At 48.4% G+C, this 15,640-nt stretch carries 14 protein-coding genes; 12 read left to right on the top strand and 2 right to left on the bottom strand.

The features are described 5' to 3' along the window. The first annotated feature begins 1 nt into the window (after nt 1). On the top strand, nt 2-1,633 hold the full coding sequence (locus L696_RS0113735) for an ArnT family glycosyltransferase (RefSeq protein ID WP_025684148.1): 1,632 nt from the start codon (nt 2-4) through the stop codon (nt 1,631-1,633). Nucleotides 1,634-1,756: 123 nt separating this feature from the next. Here the strand turns inward: L696_RS0113735 and L696_RS0113740 are convergent, their stop codons facing one another. Beyond that, nucleotides 1,757-2,545: an alpha/beta hydrolase gene (locus L696_RS0113740; RefSeq protein ID WP_025684149.1), complete on the bottom strand. Its 789-nt coding sequence runs from the start codon at nt 2,543-2,545 to the stop codon at nt 1,757-1,759. Between the two features lie 266 nt (nt 2,546-2,811). Here L696_RS0113740 and L696_RS0113745 point away from each other — a divergent pair, with 266 nt between their 5' ends. Then, nucleotides 2,812-3,969, top strand: coding sequence for an S-layer homology domain-containing protein (locus tag L696_RS0113745; protein WP_025684150.1), 1,158 nt, complete (start codon nt 2,812-2,814; stop codon nt 3,967-3,969). A 144-nt stretch (nt 3,970-4,113) separates the two neighbouring features. Here L696_RS0113745 and L696_RS0113750 read toward each other — a convergent pair whose 3' ends face one another. After that, on the bottom strand, nt 4,114-5,532 hold the full coding sequence (locus L696_RS0113750; RefSeq protein WP_025684151.1) for a VanW family protein: 1,419 nt from the start codon (nt 5,530-5,532) through the stop codon (nt 4,114-4,116). Nucleotides 5,533-5,756: 224 nt separating this feature from the next. Here L696_RS0113750 and ftsE point away from each other — a divergent pair, with 224 nt between their 5' ends. From ftsE to L696_RS31960, 10 genes are all read left to right on the top strand, one after another. Beyond that, complete coding sequence (gene ftsE / locus L696_RS0113755; protein WP_014278394.1) at nt 5,757-6,443, top strand: cell division ATP-binding protein FtsE; 687 nt, start codon at nt 5,757-5,759, stop codon at nt 6,441-6,443. Further along, nucleotides 6,433-7,350 carry a permease-like cell division protein FtsX gene (ftsX, locus tag L696_RS0113760; protein ID WP_025684152.1) on the top strand — a complete coding sequence of 306 codons (918 nt, stop codon included), beginning with the start codon at nt 6,433-6,435 and terminating at the stop codon, nt 7,348-7,350. The genes ftsE and ftsX overlap by 11 nt, the downstream gene beginning before the upstream one ends. 84 nt (nt 7,351-7,434) lie before the next feature. Further along, on the top strand, nt 7,435-8,718 hold the full coding sequence (locus tag L696_RS0113765; RefSeq protein ID WP_025684153.1) for a murein hydrolase activator EnvC family protein: 1,284 nt from the start codon (nt 7,435-7,437) through the stop codon (nt 8,716-8,718). Nucleotides 8,719-8,926: 208 nt separating this feature from the next. Then, the gene (locus tag L696_RS0113770; protein ID WP_025684154.1) at nt 8,927-10,393 is read left to right on the top strand and encodes a S41 family peptidase; all 1,467 of its coding nucleotides are present in this window, start codon (nt 8,927-8,929) and stop codon (nt 10,391-10,393) included. 165 nt (nt 10,394-10,558) lie between these two features. Then, the gene (locus tag L696_RS0113775; protein ID WP_025684155.1) at nt 10,559-11,869 is read left to right on the top strand and encodes a serine protease; all 1,311 of its coding nucleotides are present in this window, start codon (nt 10,559-10,561) and stop codon (nt 11,867-11,869) included. A gap of 176 nt (nt 11,870-12,045) precedes the next feature. After that, complete coding sequence (locus L696_RS0113780) at nt 12,046-12,603, top strand: class I SAM-dependent methyltransferase (RefSeq protein ID WP_025684156.1); 558 nt, start codon at nt 12,046-12,048, stop codon at nt 12,601-12,603. Between the two features lie 185 nt (nt 12,604-12,788). Continuing rightward, complete coding sequence (locus tag L696_RS0113785) at nt 12,789-13,325, top strand: RNA polymerase sigma factor (RefSeq protein ID WP_025684157.1); 537 nt, start codon at nt 12,789-12,791, stop codon at nt 13,323-13,325. Further along, complete coding sequence (locus tag L696_RS0113790; RefSeq protein WP_025684158.1) at nt 13,312-14,523, top strand: DUF4179 domain-containing protein; 1,212 nt, start codon at nt 13,312-13,314, stop codon at nt 14,521-14,523. The genes L696_RS0113785 and L696_RS0113790 overlap by 14 nt, the downstream gene beginning before the upstream one ends. A 212-nt stretch (nt 14,524-14,735) precedes the next feature. Next, nucleotides 14,736-15,119 carry a hypothetical protein gene (locus L696_RS0113795; protein WP_025684159.1) on the top strand — a complete coding sequence of 128 codons (384 nt, stop codon included), beginning with the start codon at nt 14,736-14,738 and terminating at the stop codon, nt 15,117-15,119. Between the two features lie 175 nt (nt 15,120-15,294). After that, nucleotides 15,295-15,378: a hypothetical protein gene (locus tag L696_RS31960; RefSeq protein WP_237171640.1), complete on the top strand. Its 84-nt coding sequence runs from the start codon at nt 15,295-15,297 to the stop codon at nt 15,376-15,378. Nucleotides 15,379-15,640 lie beyond the last annotated feature (262 nt).

Consider the following 15,640-nt stretch of genomic DNA (forward strand, 5'->3'; position numbering starts at 1 on the left):
AATGTCCTTTCGCAAATGGTCTGCAAGCAGATGGATGGTTATAGGTCTGTTTGTGTTTATACTTGTGCTGGAGCTGTCCGCAGGCATCTATTTCAGCTATGTACTGGGGTATATGCATACAGACGCGCTCAGTCGCGTGGCCAATGCATTTTATGTGCTGTATAGCCGTGATCCGCATTTGGGTGCCATCGGATTCATCTGGAATCCGTTGCCCAGTCTTTTGGAACTGGTGATATTACTGCTATATCCGTTATTTCCAGCATTAGCATCCTACGGATTGGCGGCTGTCATTCTGAGTGCTTCCTTTGCCGCTTTGACAGCTGTGCTGCTGTATCGGGCAGGTGTCAGAACAGGGCTTGGCTCGGGAATGAGCTTGATGCTGGCGCTGCTCTATGCGCTGAATCCGTTTATTTTACTATTCGGTGCTAACGGACTGAGCGATTCGCTATACATATATTTTATTATGATGACAGTGATTGAATTTGCGCTGTGGCTCAAGGACCGCATGACGGCGAGTCTGATCGTATCCGGATTAGCGCTTGCCATGGCGTTCTGGACTCGATATGAAGCAGTCCCTCTGGGGGTGGCGATGGCAGGCGGTGTGGTCGTAGCCGTTCTGTTTCTTCACCGAAACATGGACAGACGTGAGCTGCCTTTATGGGAAAAGCTGCATAAGGTCGAGGCGACCTGGCAGCTTCTCCTGCTGCCCGTTGTCTTTTCCGGTCTGCTGTGGATTTTCTTTAACTACCTCATTATGGGAAACGCCTTTTATTTCCTCAATTCAGAGTATTCCAACACGGCGCAATCGGCAGAGCTGCTAAATGATGATAAATTCGTGGAAATCTTTACTCATCCGTTGGTTGCCTTGAAATTCATCGCTTCCAAAACGCTCTGGTATTCTGTGCCGTTGTTCGCTATTCTGTTCATTCGCCTGTTAAGCGGGCGGTTGTTGCGGTGGGGAACGCTGATTATTTTGCTGTTGTTCCTGTCTGTGCCGGGTTTACAATTTTTACTCATGATGAAGCAATCTTCATATGGATGGTTCCGCTATTTTATGTATGTGTTTCCGATTACCGTCGCCTGGCTGCCGTATGAGCTGAGCCAACTCCAGGGGAGAGGGCGACGGGCGGCCTTTGGTCTGGTATCCGTCAGTCTGGTGCTTACCGCCGGATTACTCTCTTATGCGCTGACTCGCCCGGATATCGCGCCAGATGAGAACAGCTTCCTCACACGAACAGGTAATGTGAACTATGTGAGACAGGAATCGGACCGGAAAATTGCGGTCTGGCTGGATGAGCATTTGCCCAAGTCGACCATTATGACCGATTCGGCCTCAGCCTACACCATGATCGTGTATAGCCAGTATCCAAAGCGCTTTCTAATCACGAGTGATTATACGTTTAACAGGGCATTAAGCTATCCGCAGGAAAGTCATGTGGATTATATCCTTGTACCCCAGATCAAGTCGGGCATGCCACTGAGTAAAATCAACATGGTGTATCCGAATTTGTATGAAAAAGGAGCACCCTGGGTTCAGCTCGAACGCGAGTTTAACGGGGAATGGCGCTTGTACAAAGTGCTACCCAAGTCACAATCCGAATCTCCATCTACGGCTACGACAAAAGCTCCTTGATGTGTGGCAGGACCATGAATATTGGTTAGCATATTGCTTCATAACGAATACCCACAGCTTAACCACTGCGCCATGATACGGCGAGGGAAGCTGCGGGTATTTTTTCACACCTATTTACCGTCTTTACCGCCCCTTGAGCGGCAGCCAAGCGAGGACATCCTGAATTTTTGCATCCCAATATCCCCATTCATGAGTCCCTGGACCCTCTTCGTAGGTCAGTGGAATCCCGGCAGTATCGCAGGCTTTACGAAAGGTCTGGTTTCCTTCATACAGAAAATCCTCCGTACCACAGCACTGGTAGAGCCGGGGGAGCGAAGTCCCCAAGGTAGCATGACGTTGCAGCAGCTCCAGCAAATCGTGGTCTGTTCCCCGTATTTCATTTGGACCAAAAATGTGACTCCATTCCGCAGAACTCATTACTTTATGCGTAGGGTCGATGCGTGCTGCATGTAAATCCATCACCCCTGAGAGACTGGCAGCGGCCGCAAAGCGCTCTGGATGCTGGAGTGCCAGTTTGAAGGCTCCGTACCCGCCCATGGAAAGACCCGCAACAAAGTTGTCTTCCCGCTTGGCGGACAAGGGAAAGAAGGAGCGTGCCAAAGCTGGCAATTCTTCACTGATAAAGGTCTCGTAAGCCCCTCCCTGCTCCATATTCGTATAAAAGCTCCGGTGCACCTGCGGCATCACAACAGCAATACCGAGTGAAGCAACGTAGCGTTCAATGGAGGTTCTGCGTAACCAGATCGAATCATCGTCCGACAGGCCGTGCAGCAAATACAGTGTTGGGTGTGGTCCGGTTCCTTGCTTGCCCTCCAGCCCTATCTGCGTATGGGTTTCCTGAGGGAGAATAGCATGCATGGATGTGCTCAAGCCAAGAACTTCCGAATAAAACTGACATTGAATAAGAGCCATAAGAAAACCTCTTTTACTAAGGATTTTGTGACCTCATGCAGTGATTTAACATACGACCGATGATTCATTCAGTATAACGTAGTCTGTCCAAATATACATATCCAAGTAAATAACTAGGTATTAAGTCCCGAGTCTCATGTATCCTACATAAGGACGGGTTATGGTTATATGGGACGATTTTTTTAATTTGGGGGTTATTTGGGTTTGATTTCTGGTAAAGTGTTTAAAAAAGAATGGTGAAGCCAATCAAAGGAGGAATTCAGAGTATGGGAAATAAGTTCAGAAACACAGTTACTGGTGTATTGAGCACAGGTCTTATTCTTAGCGCATTCAGCGCAGCAGCAGCGGCCCCTCAGAATACAAGCGGTCATTGGGCAGGAGACCAAGTACAACGTTGGTCGGCTACAGGAAAATTAGATGGTGCGGTGAAAACGGATGCAGCCATCACACGTGCAGAATTTATCGTTCTCTTGAACCGTAGTCTCGGTACGTTCACGCAGGATACTCCAGCCGTGACGGACGTAACGTATGCGGGCAGTGTTCAGGTAAACGGTAATGGAAGCAGAACATTCACAGATGTACCAGCTTCGCACTGGGCATACAATGAGCTGACAAATGCTGTGAATGCAGGTTACATAAGCGGCTATGCAGATAACAAGCTCAAACCGAATGGAAAAGTAACGCGTCAGGAAGCTGCGGCTATTATAGGCAAAGCCATTGGACTGACAGCAGGTAACGCGGCAGATGTCACCAAGTTCATAGACTCCGACAAAATCGGATCATGGGCGAAGAAAAGTGTAGCCGCCGCTGCGGAACAAAAAATCATCAACGGTTATCCTGATGGTAAATTCCAGCCATTGAAGTCGCTGACACGCGCAGAAGCGGTTGCCATTCTGGATGCAGCTTCCGGTTACAACCTGAGCGCGGTTGATAATCTTACATCGACTCCTGGCGGAACGGTAACAGATTCCACATACAGTAACGTTACGGATTCGACGTATGGTAACACGTCTACTTCTTCTGGAAGCGAAACAGAAGATAGCAGTACCAGCACAGACAGCACAACGAGCAACAGCACTAATACGACTACGGATACTTCGGACAGCTCCACAACAACAGATACAAGCACCGATACAACTACAGATACAAACACTGATGCGGTAGCTACCAGCGATACACTTAAAGTAAACGAAGTGTATGACGGCGAAGGTACGATCACAGGGACAGCTAAAGCAGGTTCCACAGTAACCGCCTATTCCAATGATCTGCCAATCGGTAGCGCAGTAGCCAAGGACGACGGCATGTTCAGCATTAACGTGCTTGCTCAAAAAGCCACTGTTAGACTGGTTATCAAAGCTGTGGATGCCGATGGTAACGAAAGTTCGCCTGTAGAAATTTCCGTTTCAGGCAAACGCAGCGAGTAAAACTATCCCGTCACTTCATATCGGCAATTCGTGATTTTGATATCGAAATTTTGAATCTGTCGCGCTAAAATCCCCCTTGAACTCCGCTGGTACCCATCCAGGCGGTAGTCGAAGGGGGATTTTAGTTATGCTGCTATGCGAACTTTATTCACTTATGCCATCTTCTACAATAGGCTCCTGCTGTTCGCGTGTCTGTGGCTCAGGTGATGCGCTTCCGCCGCGAACAGCCACAATGCGCTGCTGCGCACGGTAGGTATCACGGCTGATTCGGGTGCTTTCCACGGTCTTGCCATCCACGATCTTCATTCGGTACGTTTCCACCACGTATCCTGCCTTGCCCTGCCGAAGCACCTGATAGAAGCCGGGGGCTAGTGAGTCATTGCGAATTGTCTTCTCTGGGATGGGTAATACACGAACCGTACGCGATTCCAGCTCATAGGACATATTGGACGGAAAGGTGCCAAAAAATTTGACGGTAAGCAGTCGGTTTTGGACAGCAGCACGAAGGAGCAGATGCTTGCCGGTATTGTTTTTGAAACGGAAATTGATGGACCCCGTAGCAAAAGTCGCATCCTGCCCTTTGGGCAAATAGCTGACCGGTAAGGAATGGTTGCGGCGCTCAACAATGTCCAGACCGACTCGCAGCGCCGCATTGTAGACGGTGCTGGATACCTGACAAATCCCGCCGCCGATGCCCGGTTCCAACTGCCCGTTCACGATCACCGGAGCTTCACGAAAGCCGTGTGTGCGCTCAGCCTTGGCAATGATTTGACCGTAATCGAATATCTCGCCCGGCTTGAGAATCAAACCGTCAACGGTGCTTGCCGCCGAATGGACGTTGTACACACGTCCTTCCGAGCTGCTGCCGAGGCTGGTGGAAAACTGGACGATTTTGCGCTCAATCCCTTCGCTTCGCAGAGCGTCGACGGTAATGTCCGGCTCTAGTTGACGAAACGGCAACTCCACCCGCACCGGCTCCCCGGAAGCAGTAAAATCCGTGGGTAGCGCCTTATCCAGCGCTACGCCCAGTTTGGGCCAATCCAGGCGAATGGCCGAGCGGCCCGAAATATAGCGAACCTGATCGTCCCCGTCGATCTGGCGCGTGGCATTGACAGGTTTGCCGTATCGCTGTTCCTCCCAATCGGCTCCCAGCCTGGCCTGCAAGGCCGACTCCTGCCGGGAAGGTGTGATGGTCCATTCTTTTCCAAAGGAAAACCGTGTCAGTGCGCGAGTCCAAAGATGCTTCGAGCCGAGCGCGTTCACGGCATCACGGAATGCCTTCGCTTCATAGTGGATACCCGCTTCCCCGAGGGTAAGCTTGATATCCTGCGCGCTACTGTCGCTGTCCGTCAGAATCAGGGGGCGTTGCTTCAATGCATTCAGCTCCGTGTCCAGCAGTCGGAGCGCGGCTGTTTTATCCATGTTTCCCACATTGACTGCTCCGACTGTTACGCCCTTCGGCAGCGTTTGCCTGTCGGCGTACAGATGCAGTCCTCCCCACAACACGGCCAACGCCAGAATTACAGTCCATATCCAGATGAAGGATAAATGAATTTTTTTCATAATGCGGCTGTCTCCTGTCTCGTAAGCTTGGCAGCGTATTCATGTGCCATAATATTCATATATATGTGCCAAAAGCGGAAAACTTTCGGTACTATTTAGGTAACAAATTTGTTACAATGATAAATGGTATGATGAAATACGGAACTTTTTAAAGGAAATGCATGGAATATGTCGAATGGATATTAAGTTATACGTAATATGATTAAGCAACGGGAAGTGATCGAGTGATTGAAATGCAGGATGTGTGGAAGACCTATACTAATGGAACCCACGCACTTCAGGGAGTATCGGTCAAAATTGACCGTAATGAATTCGTATACGTAGTCGGCCCGTCCGGGGCGGGTAAATCGACTTTTATGAAGCTTATTTATAGAGAAGAAGTACCGACCAAGGGGCAAATTTCAGTTAATGGATTTAATATCGGGAAGCTCAAGCAGCGTAAAATCCCCTACGTTCGTCGCAACATCGGAGTCATTTTTCAGGATTTCCGGCTTTTGCCGCGTTTGACGGCCTATGAGAATGTCGCTTTTGCGATGGAAGTCATTGAGGCTCCCAAGAAGCTGATTCGCAAGCGGGTGCCGGAAGTGCTCGAACTGGTTGGCTTGAAAACGAAAATGAATCGCGAGCCTGCCCAGCTTTCCGGTGGGGAGCAGCAGCGCGTAGCTATCGCACGGGCTATCGTCAACAATCCGTCCGTGATCATTGCCGATGAACCCACAGGTAATCTGGACCCCGAAACATCGTGGGAGATCATGCAGTTGCTGGACGAAATTAATTTTCGCGGCACGACCATTGTGATGGCGACACACAATAAGGATATCGTAAACTCCATGCGTAAACGCGTCATTGCCATCGAAAATGGCAACATCGTAAGGGATCAGGTGAGAGGGGAGTACGGATATGACTTTTAATACCTTCTTGCGTCATCTGCGGGAAGGCTTCAAAAACATATTCCGCAATGGCTGGATGTCCGTGGCATCCGTCACCTCGATTGTTGTGTCACTGCTTATACTGGGTGTTTTTATTATGCTGGTTCTCAACGTCAACTCCCTGGCTGACCAGGCGGATAGCCAGGTGGAGGTTAACGTATTTTTGGAGCTGAATGTGGAGCAAAGCATGCGTGAAACGCTGCAAAAGGAAATCGCGGCGATGCCGGAAATTAGCAAAGCCACCTTTATCACCAAAGCTCAAGGCTTGGAGGAGCTGCGAAAAGATTTGGGAGACAGCGGCAAGGAGCTGCTGGAGGGTTTTGATAAGGACAGCAATCCGCTTCCAGACAAAATCGTTGTAGAGGTCATTGAGCCGACGACGGTCCCATTTGTGGCTGAGAAGATTGAGAAGCTGAATACGATACATCCGGAGAAACCGATTTTAAAGGTCCGTTACGGAAAAGGTACCGTGGAGACGCTCTTCACCATTACCAAGCTCATCCGTAATGTAGGCTTTGTATTCGTAGCTGGATTGGGACTTATGTCCATGTTCCTGATTTCGAATACGATCCGCGTGACCATTTTGGCACGACGCAGAGAGATTGGCATTATGAAACTGGTTGGTGCGACCAACTTTTTTATACGATGGCCGTTTTTTATTGAAGGTGCGCTTATTGGCCTGATGGGTTCCGTGATTACGTTAGGTATTTTGTTTGCTGGTTATCAGCGTTTGCTTACAGCCGTTCAAGGCGATATTGCACTGAACATGTTGAAGCTTATGCCGCTTCAGGGTGTTTGGATTCAATTGAGTGCCTTGCTAATCATTTTGGGAATGCTCGTCGGGATTGTAGGCAGTACCCTATCCATGCGCAAGTTCTTGAAAGTATAAAGATTCATTGGTGGACGTCACAGTCGGTATTCTTTAGAACGGGGAAGCCGGTGTTATTTTGCGATAAAGGATGGGGAGTGCAAGTTGAAAAAAACAGGATCTGTGTTGGCCGCTACTTTGGTAGCCGCATTGCTAATCCAGCCTTCTGACGGATATGCCAAAAGCATGCATGAGATCAATTCGCAACTGAATCAATTGGAAAAGCAGGCCCAATCTGCCAAGCAACAGCAGAAAAAGGCGGCTCAAGATAAACAGTATGCCCAACATTACAAAAATAAAACCGTGCAAAACCTGAAAATTGTACTCGACCAGATTAACAGCGTCAGCGACCAGTTGACTCGTGTAGCGGTTCAGATTGATCAAACCGAAGATAATCTGCGTGCAACCAAAAAAGATTTATCTGAAGCCATTGACCGCATTAAGGCACGTGAAAAGATGCTGGAAACCCGTGTGCGCTTGATGTATACGGACGGAACGGTCTCGTATATGGACGTGCTTATGTCTTCGGCCAGCTTTAGTGATTTTCTCAGCCGGGTGGATTCCCTGAAAACGATCGTGGAGCAGGATCAAATCCTGTTGGACGAGCATAAAAAGGACAAGGCTCTGGTCGTAAGCAAGAAGAAGCAACTCGATACGGAATATAAAAATGCTAAGAGGCTGTATGCGCTCAAGCAGGACGCCAAAGCAGAACTGGATTCGAAGGAGAAAGAGAAGCAAAGACTGATTGCCAATTACGATCATGATATTGCCGAGTCAGATGAAATCAGCGAAGAGCAAAATGATATGCTGGTAGCCCTCGCTAACAAACGTGTGGGTCTGGTGCAGGAGAAAAACAAGCTCAGAGCGGAGCAGGCTGCCAAAGCAGCACGCGCTAGAGCGGCTGCGCGTGCCGCTGAGGCCAAGCGATATGCTTCTTCATCCTCAGGCGCCGGCTCGAAATCCAGCCATGCGGCAGCCAGTACGTATACGGGCGGATCAGGCACGCTGGCTTCGCCGGTGTCCCATTACCGACTCTCATCTACTTTTGGCATGCGGGTACATCCGATTACCGGCAAGCTTAGAGGCCACACAGGTATTGATATGGCGGCTCCGCAGGGAACCGATATACATGCAGCAGAAGACGGTGTTGTCATTGTTGCGGAATGGTGGAGTGGCTATGGAAACACGGTTGTGATTGACCACGGAGACGGGCTATGGACCCTATATGGACATATTCGCAATGGCGGTACGGTGGTGCATACGGGGCAGACTGTGAAACGCGGTCAAAAAATTGCAGAAGTTGGTTCGACGGGCAATTCCACGGGACCCCACTGTCATTTTGAGGTGCGCGAGAATAACAAACCCGTAAATCCGATGAACTATTTATAGTAGATAAGGTAAGCCCTATTTATAACCAATTCGGTTGTAAATAGGGCTTTGCTTTAATAGCTGTATTCCCGGTGCAGAACAGGTGCATTGAGACGCGGAGTAGGATACAATTAACATATTCCGTACAAGCTAGACGTATACTGCGTGGATGGATATACGTTGTAAGGCAATAGGATACAAGATAACATAGAAGGCGGTGGACGATTAGATGTTGAAAAAAAGTACAGCGGTACTCTTGATGGTGATCGGGCTGCTAGGCGGCAGTCTGCTCACTTTTGCTTATACTGGAGCGACGACAGTGGGAAACAGTGCTCTGGGCGAAGGACTGCTGGCGAGTGTGACAGGTAGCAGTTCCACCTCCAGAAGTGATATACGCAAAATCGAGACAGCGATGGATCTGATCCAGGGGCAATATTATCAGGACGTCGACCGTACCAAGCTGGTGGACGGAGCCATCAACGGTATGATGGAATCGCTCGGCGACCCATATTCCTCTTATATGGGCAAAGAAACAGCACAGCAGTTTGAACAGTCCATTGAAGGCTCCTTTACCGGAATCGGGGCCGAGGTAGCGGCGGAAAACGGAAAAGTGGTCGTGGTAACGCCAATTAAAGGCTCACCGGCCGAGAAAGCGGGACTGCGCTCCAAGGACATTATTTTGTCCGTTAACGGTGAAACGCTGGACGGATTGGATCTGAACAAGGCCGTTTCCAAAATACGTGGACCTAAAGGTAGTCAGGCCAAGGTCAAAATCCAGCGCAGCGGCTCTCCTGATCCGATGGAATACACCATTACCCGTGACAGCATTGATATGGAAACCGTGACGGCTCATATGGAAGGCGGCGGTGTAGGCGTCATTACGATTACCCAGTTCTCCTTGAATACAGCAGATCGTTTCAAAGAAGAACTCGCGAAGCTGGAAAAACAGGGACTTAAAGGGCTCGTCATCGACGTGCGTAATAACCCGGGCGGCGTGCTTTCCGTCGTAATTGATATTGCACAGCAATTCGTACCTTCTGGCAAAACGATCGTGCAGGTGGAAGACAAGAACCAGAAGCGTGAAGAAGAGAAATCCAAAGGTTCACGCAAAAATTATCCGGTGACTTTGCTCATGAATAAAGGCAGCGCAAGCGCGTCCGAAATTCTGGCAGGTGCTCTCCAGCAATCGGCTGGCGCAGTATTGATCGGGGAAAATTCCTTTGGTAAAGGTACCGTACAAACCAGCTATGACAAGCAAATGGGCGACGGTAGTCTGCTCAAAATCACGATTGCCAAATGGCTGACGCCAAATGGAACGTGGATTCATAAAAAAGGCATTAAACCGGATATTGCGGTGGATCAGCCTGAATTCTTCACAGCAGCACCACTGAACAAGGAAAAGCCGTTGAAATACAATATGAATAGCGGCGATGTAAAAAATGCGCAAATTATTTTGCAAGGCTTGGGCTACAAGCCGGGCCGCGAAGACGGCTATTTTGACAAAGTGACGGAAAGCTCCGTTATTGCTTTTCAAAAACAGGCGAAGCTGACGGCTAGCGGTGTGATTGATGCGAAGACAGCAGCGGCGATGGAAGCCAAGCTGATCGAAAAAATCCGCGATCCGAAAAACGACAATCAACTCAAGCAGGGGATTGAAGAGATTCGGAAGGAAATGAAGACCAGCGCAGCGAATTAATAATAAGGCTACAACAAAGGGGGCTGGAAACAGTCTCCTTTTATTTTGGGATTTATTTGCAGTCTGCCGGATTGTCTTCCCTACGTTGGCAATTTCATATAGAATAAATGGATATGAAATGTACGTGATCCGCTGAACAGCGGGCCAGGGGCATAAGGAGTGTGAATGAACTTGGAATGGGCTTTACAATGGGGATGGAGCGTTCTAAATGCTTGCTTGTACCTGCTTTTGCAGCCGTTTTACTATATCTCGATACTCATTGTCGCGCTTGGCTATCGTCAGCAAATGCTGCTGGAGCGCAAGCTCTTTCATACCAAGCTGCATAATTGGGCGGGTGAGACGTGGCATGTGGTCTGGAGTGGTCTAATCGCGGGGCTGGCCCTGTCCGCTCTGGGAATGTTCGTAAGTGTCCATCTGACCTCAGCTTCTATCGTTTGCCTGTGGGTGACCACATTGCTGCTTATGCTGGTACGCGTGCGTTACCTGTGCCTGGCCTATTCGGTGGGCCTGCTGGGTGTAGCCCAGTTTGCTTTGAACGTGGCAGAGGGCTGGCAGCCTGTGGGAGCGCTTGGAGCATCGGTGGCAGCCATCCGTGGTTTGGATATTCCGGCGTTGCTGGTGCTGGTTGCTGTGCTGCATGTGGCTGAGGCGCTGTTGGTTCGCTGGCAGGGAGGAAAAGCCGCAACGCCACTGTTCGTGGAGGGCAAGCGGGGAAGGCTGGTCGGAGGCTACCGGATGGAAGACCTCTGGCCCATTCCGTTGTTGCTTCTGGTTCCTGTTCAGGGAGGCTTTTCGCTTCCGTGGACGCCGCTGTTTGGTGATGGAACCGGATATATGCTGGCAGCCTTGCCTGTCCTTATGGGCTTCAGCAGTGTGACGTTAGGCCAGTTGCCACGCCAGAAGGCGGTGTTGACGTCTAACCGCCTGCTTCTCTACAGCGTAGCCTTGCTCCTGCTAAGCCTGCTGGCGGCGTGGTGGAATCCGCTGGCGCTGGTGGCAGCGTTGTTCTCCTTTCTGGCCCATGAGGCGCTGATCTGGTACGGCAACATGGAAGAGAGCCGCCTCAGCCCTATGTTTGTTCATCCGGAGCAAGGGCTGCGTGTACTGGCTGTGCTGCCGGATAGTCCGGCGACGGCGATGGGCATTCTGCCCGGCGAGGCCATTTACCGCGTGAACAGCGTCGTCGTGAACAGTCGTAACGAGCTGCACCAAGCCTTGCGGATCAACTCCGCTTTTTGCAAGCTGGAGGTACGCAATCTTCAAGGTGAGAGCAAGTTTGTACAGCGCGGCATGTATGATGGCGATCACCATCAGTTGGGAGTCGTGCTTGCGCCGGATGCGGACGCGAACTGGGCCGTATCCATACGTCCTGCCTCGATCTACCGGATTATTGCTATGCGCTTGGGCGCACGGCGGCGTAAAGGTGGACAGGCATCCAAGACGGAGAGTCCAAGTTTGGACACGATAGAAAAATAAAGAGTACAGCGAGAGGGCAGTTTTATTTGACTGGATGTGAATAAGGCTGTCCGCTTTTTATATTCAAACAGTAGCCTGCTTGAAATGACTATTCTGATCGAGATACAATGAATATGTAATGCGATATCTTGATGAACCGAATGCCTATTATGTGTGTCAAGCAGGGAGAGGGAAAGATGAATGCGATTCACTTTATTCGAGAGTACATTAGGCATCCACGCAGCGTAGGTGCTGTCATGCCAAGCTCAAGACAGTTGGCCAAGCAAATTGCCACACCGATTTTTTTTGACAGAGCATCGTGCATCATTGAGTACGGTGCAGGTACCGGTGTGTTTACGCAAGAACTGATTAAGAACAAGCGCCCGGATACACTGCTTATAGTGATTGAGTCCAATGAATCGTTTTACAAAACATTGCAAAGCAAGTACGGACACTTGGAGCAAGTCCACGTCATTCATGGATCGGCCGAGCATGTAGCCCGGTATATGAAACAGTATCATGTCTCGAAAGTGGATTACGTCGTATCAGGACTCCCTTTTACCAGTTTACCAGCCGCTTTATCCAGCCTGATTTTGGGACAAACGGCCGAAGTATTGGGTCAGGAGGGCAAATTTATTACGTTCCAGTATAGTAAGGTAAAACACAATTTTTTTCGTACCTTCTTTGGCGACATCCAAATCAAAAAGGTACATTACAACGTCCCGCCCGCCTATGTTTTCACTTGCAGCCTGTAATCGGTCAGCTATGTAGAGGATTAGAATAGATACGAATGTGAAGATACGGATTTCCATGAGAAGACCTGGTCAGCGTCATTAGGATGTTGAAAAGGTCTTTTTTTGTTGAGCATTTTGGAAGAAAATTGTAACGCATGGCCCTTTCAAATGATCTAATAGATAGGCAACTTGAAAGGAGGACTCCTTTGAATATCGACAATGAGGTCAAAAAGGCACAAGGCGGGGATAGACCAGCTTTTGTGAACATCATTAGAGAAGTGGAGAGCGACCTGTACGGGATGGCGTATTCTATCCTGCGGAATGAACAAGATAGTGCTGATGCTCTACAGGAAGCAATACTCAAGGCATACAAGTCCTTGAATACACTACGGGATGGAAGTCTCTTTAAAACCTGGATGTATCGGATTGTAATCAACGAGTCGAATAAAATAGCTAAAAAGCGTTCTCGCTCTGTTACGGTATCTGAGTTTTCACACCCAATGGGCGTTTCAGGTGAGTATGAAAACATTGAATTGCATGAAGCGGTAGAGCAGTTGGAGGAGCCGATGCGGATCGTTATTATTTTGAAATACTTTTATGATCTGAATATTAAGGAGATTTCAAAAGCATTGGACATTTCAGAAAGTCTGGTTAAAACGCGTTTGTACCGTGCAAGGAAATCCCTGCTGCGAAAGCTATCAAATCCAAGAGAAAGGGGAGCACCGATCCATGGAAGATATTAATCTGGATAATGAGTGGAAAACAGCTAAAGAAAGATCCCGCAATAAGCATGTCATTACCCCATATGTGCGTCAACGGCTGGAAACGGTATATAGCCAGATTGAGACGGGTTTTGTCTATCAACATACGAACTCTGTGGATTCAACCTCTCGTCGCCACGCATTTAAGAGAATCATCCTGACAGCTTCTTTAGTCACAGTAATGAGCAGTGGAATTATAGCTGCTGCATTCGTTTCTCCTACGATAGCGAAATCGTTGTGGCAAGTTCCACTGGTAAGCAGTGTCTTGCAATTGGCTGGTAACTGGGGGGTTTCAACAGCAGGCGGGAGTGCATTTATGCGAGCGGGTGACTTGGGACTTCAGAAGGCCGAGGAAGCAGGTCTTGTAACAAAAATGGCGGCCAGCAGCACTCATAACGGAATCCAGCTCCGTATCTCTCAAGTTGCTTATGACGGTGTCCGTATGGCTCTGACGCTGGAAAGTAACCGGGAGGACTTGGGCACAACGCTGCATGAACGAATTGAAGATATTACGTTATGGTGCAATGGCAAACCATTTCAATTTGATGGTCCTTCGCTAATTACTAACTCTGGAGGCACTCCGGGTTCCGTCATCATTTATTATAGTGATTTGGAGAGAATGTACTCCACAGGCAAGGGACTTCCTGACCAATTTAAACTAACGGCAGAAATACAAATTACAGGAATAAAACAGCCCTTTAAGCTTGAATTACCTGTGCAAAAGATTCCTTCTAAAAACGTAGTGCTCACGCCTCGAATGGAGAAAACTAATGATTTTACCCGTTTCGTTGTGGAAAAATTAGAGCTGACACCGATGTCTACCATGATCGTGACCAAGACCCATTACATAAGTCCAGGCCCGACTACGTATGGGAGTGAGGCATACGGGTATGGACTGGCTATGAATGCATTGGACTACGCGGTTTTGGATGATGAGGGGCAGGAACAACAATGGGTGAACGGGGATTCAGGACATCCTGGAACTAAAACAAGGACAGGTATTCACCAAATCCTCGTAGCTCCCTTTGAGAAAACACCGAAATTCATCACCATTAAACCCTATTTTAATGTAACCGGGCCGGGAGGCAAACCTGTATACGATGAACAAGGGAATTGGAAAAGAACATACCTGCCTGAACTGGAAATGAAAATTCCAATTGGAGAAAATAAGCTCAAGTAAGGTTTGAGTTTGAGGTAGATACGGAGAACTCTTCGGATGAAGTAGATCTGGAGAGTTCTTTCTGGAGATATAGGGATATGTTAAAATGCAAAATTTGTTAAAGGAATCATATTTTAAAATGGGACTTAACCTATATATTACATATGCTGGAACCTGTTAGATTTTGTGCGATTCAACGATAAATCTGAACTTTTGTTAAAGGAGATTTATATATGGTAAAACCGCTGATGTTCATGCGTTGGTGTGAGTATTATGAATTAAGTGATCGTGAGACAGACTTTATATCGTTTTTTATGATGAATTTCTCAGCCGCCCGATCAGGCAATCAGCCAAAGCTTAGAGAGCAATTTATCGATATTCAGAAAAAAACCTTTCCCGAATACCCGTTTGACATCACCCCGGAGGAACTGGATTATCCCAAATTTGAAGCACTGATGAAACAGGTGTTGAAAATTCATTTTGACACGGCGGAGCTGCTATACTCCTTCTATCTTCAAAAGCTGTGCGCCCCCTTGGCAGAATACATTTTATCCACTGGAGAATCAGAGCCTGCACGCATCTATTATAAGCTTATTCAAAAGGACAAGGTACAGTAGGGGAGATGGTATGGATAAATACCCAAGCTTGTTTTTCCAACCTATCGAAGTTTGTCCAGTTTCAAAGCAAGACGGTGACATAGCTAGAACAACTTTGCGGCGAATTTATGTTCTACTATATGGCTATATGGAATAATCTGTGTATATGGACCTTCCGTCCAACAAATGGTTCGATATGCAGGCTTGGTCGGTAGAACGTATAGCAGAGCTGTACTATTACACATTTGTCAACAAGAAGCCGGTAACGGTACTCCCTTGATGCAAACGGCAAACCCATCATGTGCGGTGTGAATACGGCTGTTGCAACACTTGAAGATCCGGGCCAAATCTGGATTTCGGACGGAGAGGAGAGTGTAGTCAACCGAGTGGACAAACTACAATGTGGCAGATGAATACTCCTACGATCCTACAAAAAATTAATTTGCAGATTAGAGTAAGGTGACGTTGTACCAGAACGATAAACTCGTTTGGGGTCAGGAGCCTTAAAGCCTGACGGAGCGGCACTCGTATGGGTGCCGCTC

The sequence above is a fragment of the Paenibacillus maysiensis genome, assembly GCF_000520815.1.
Taxonomy (GTDB): domain Bacteria; phylum Bacillota; class Bacilli; order Paenibacillales; family Paenibacillaceae; genus Paenibacillus; species Paenibacillus maysiensis.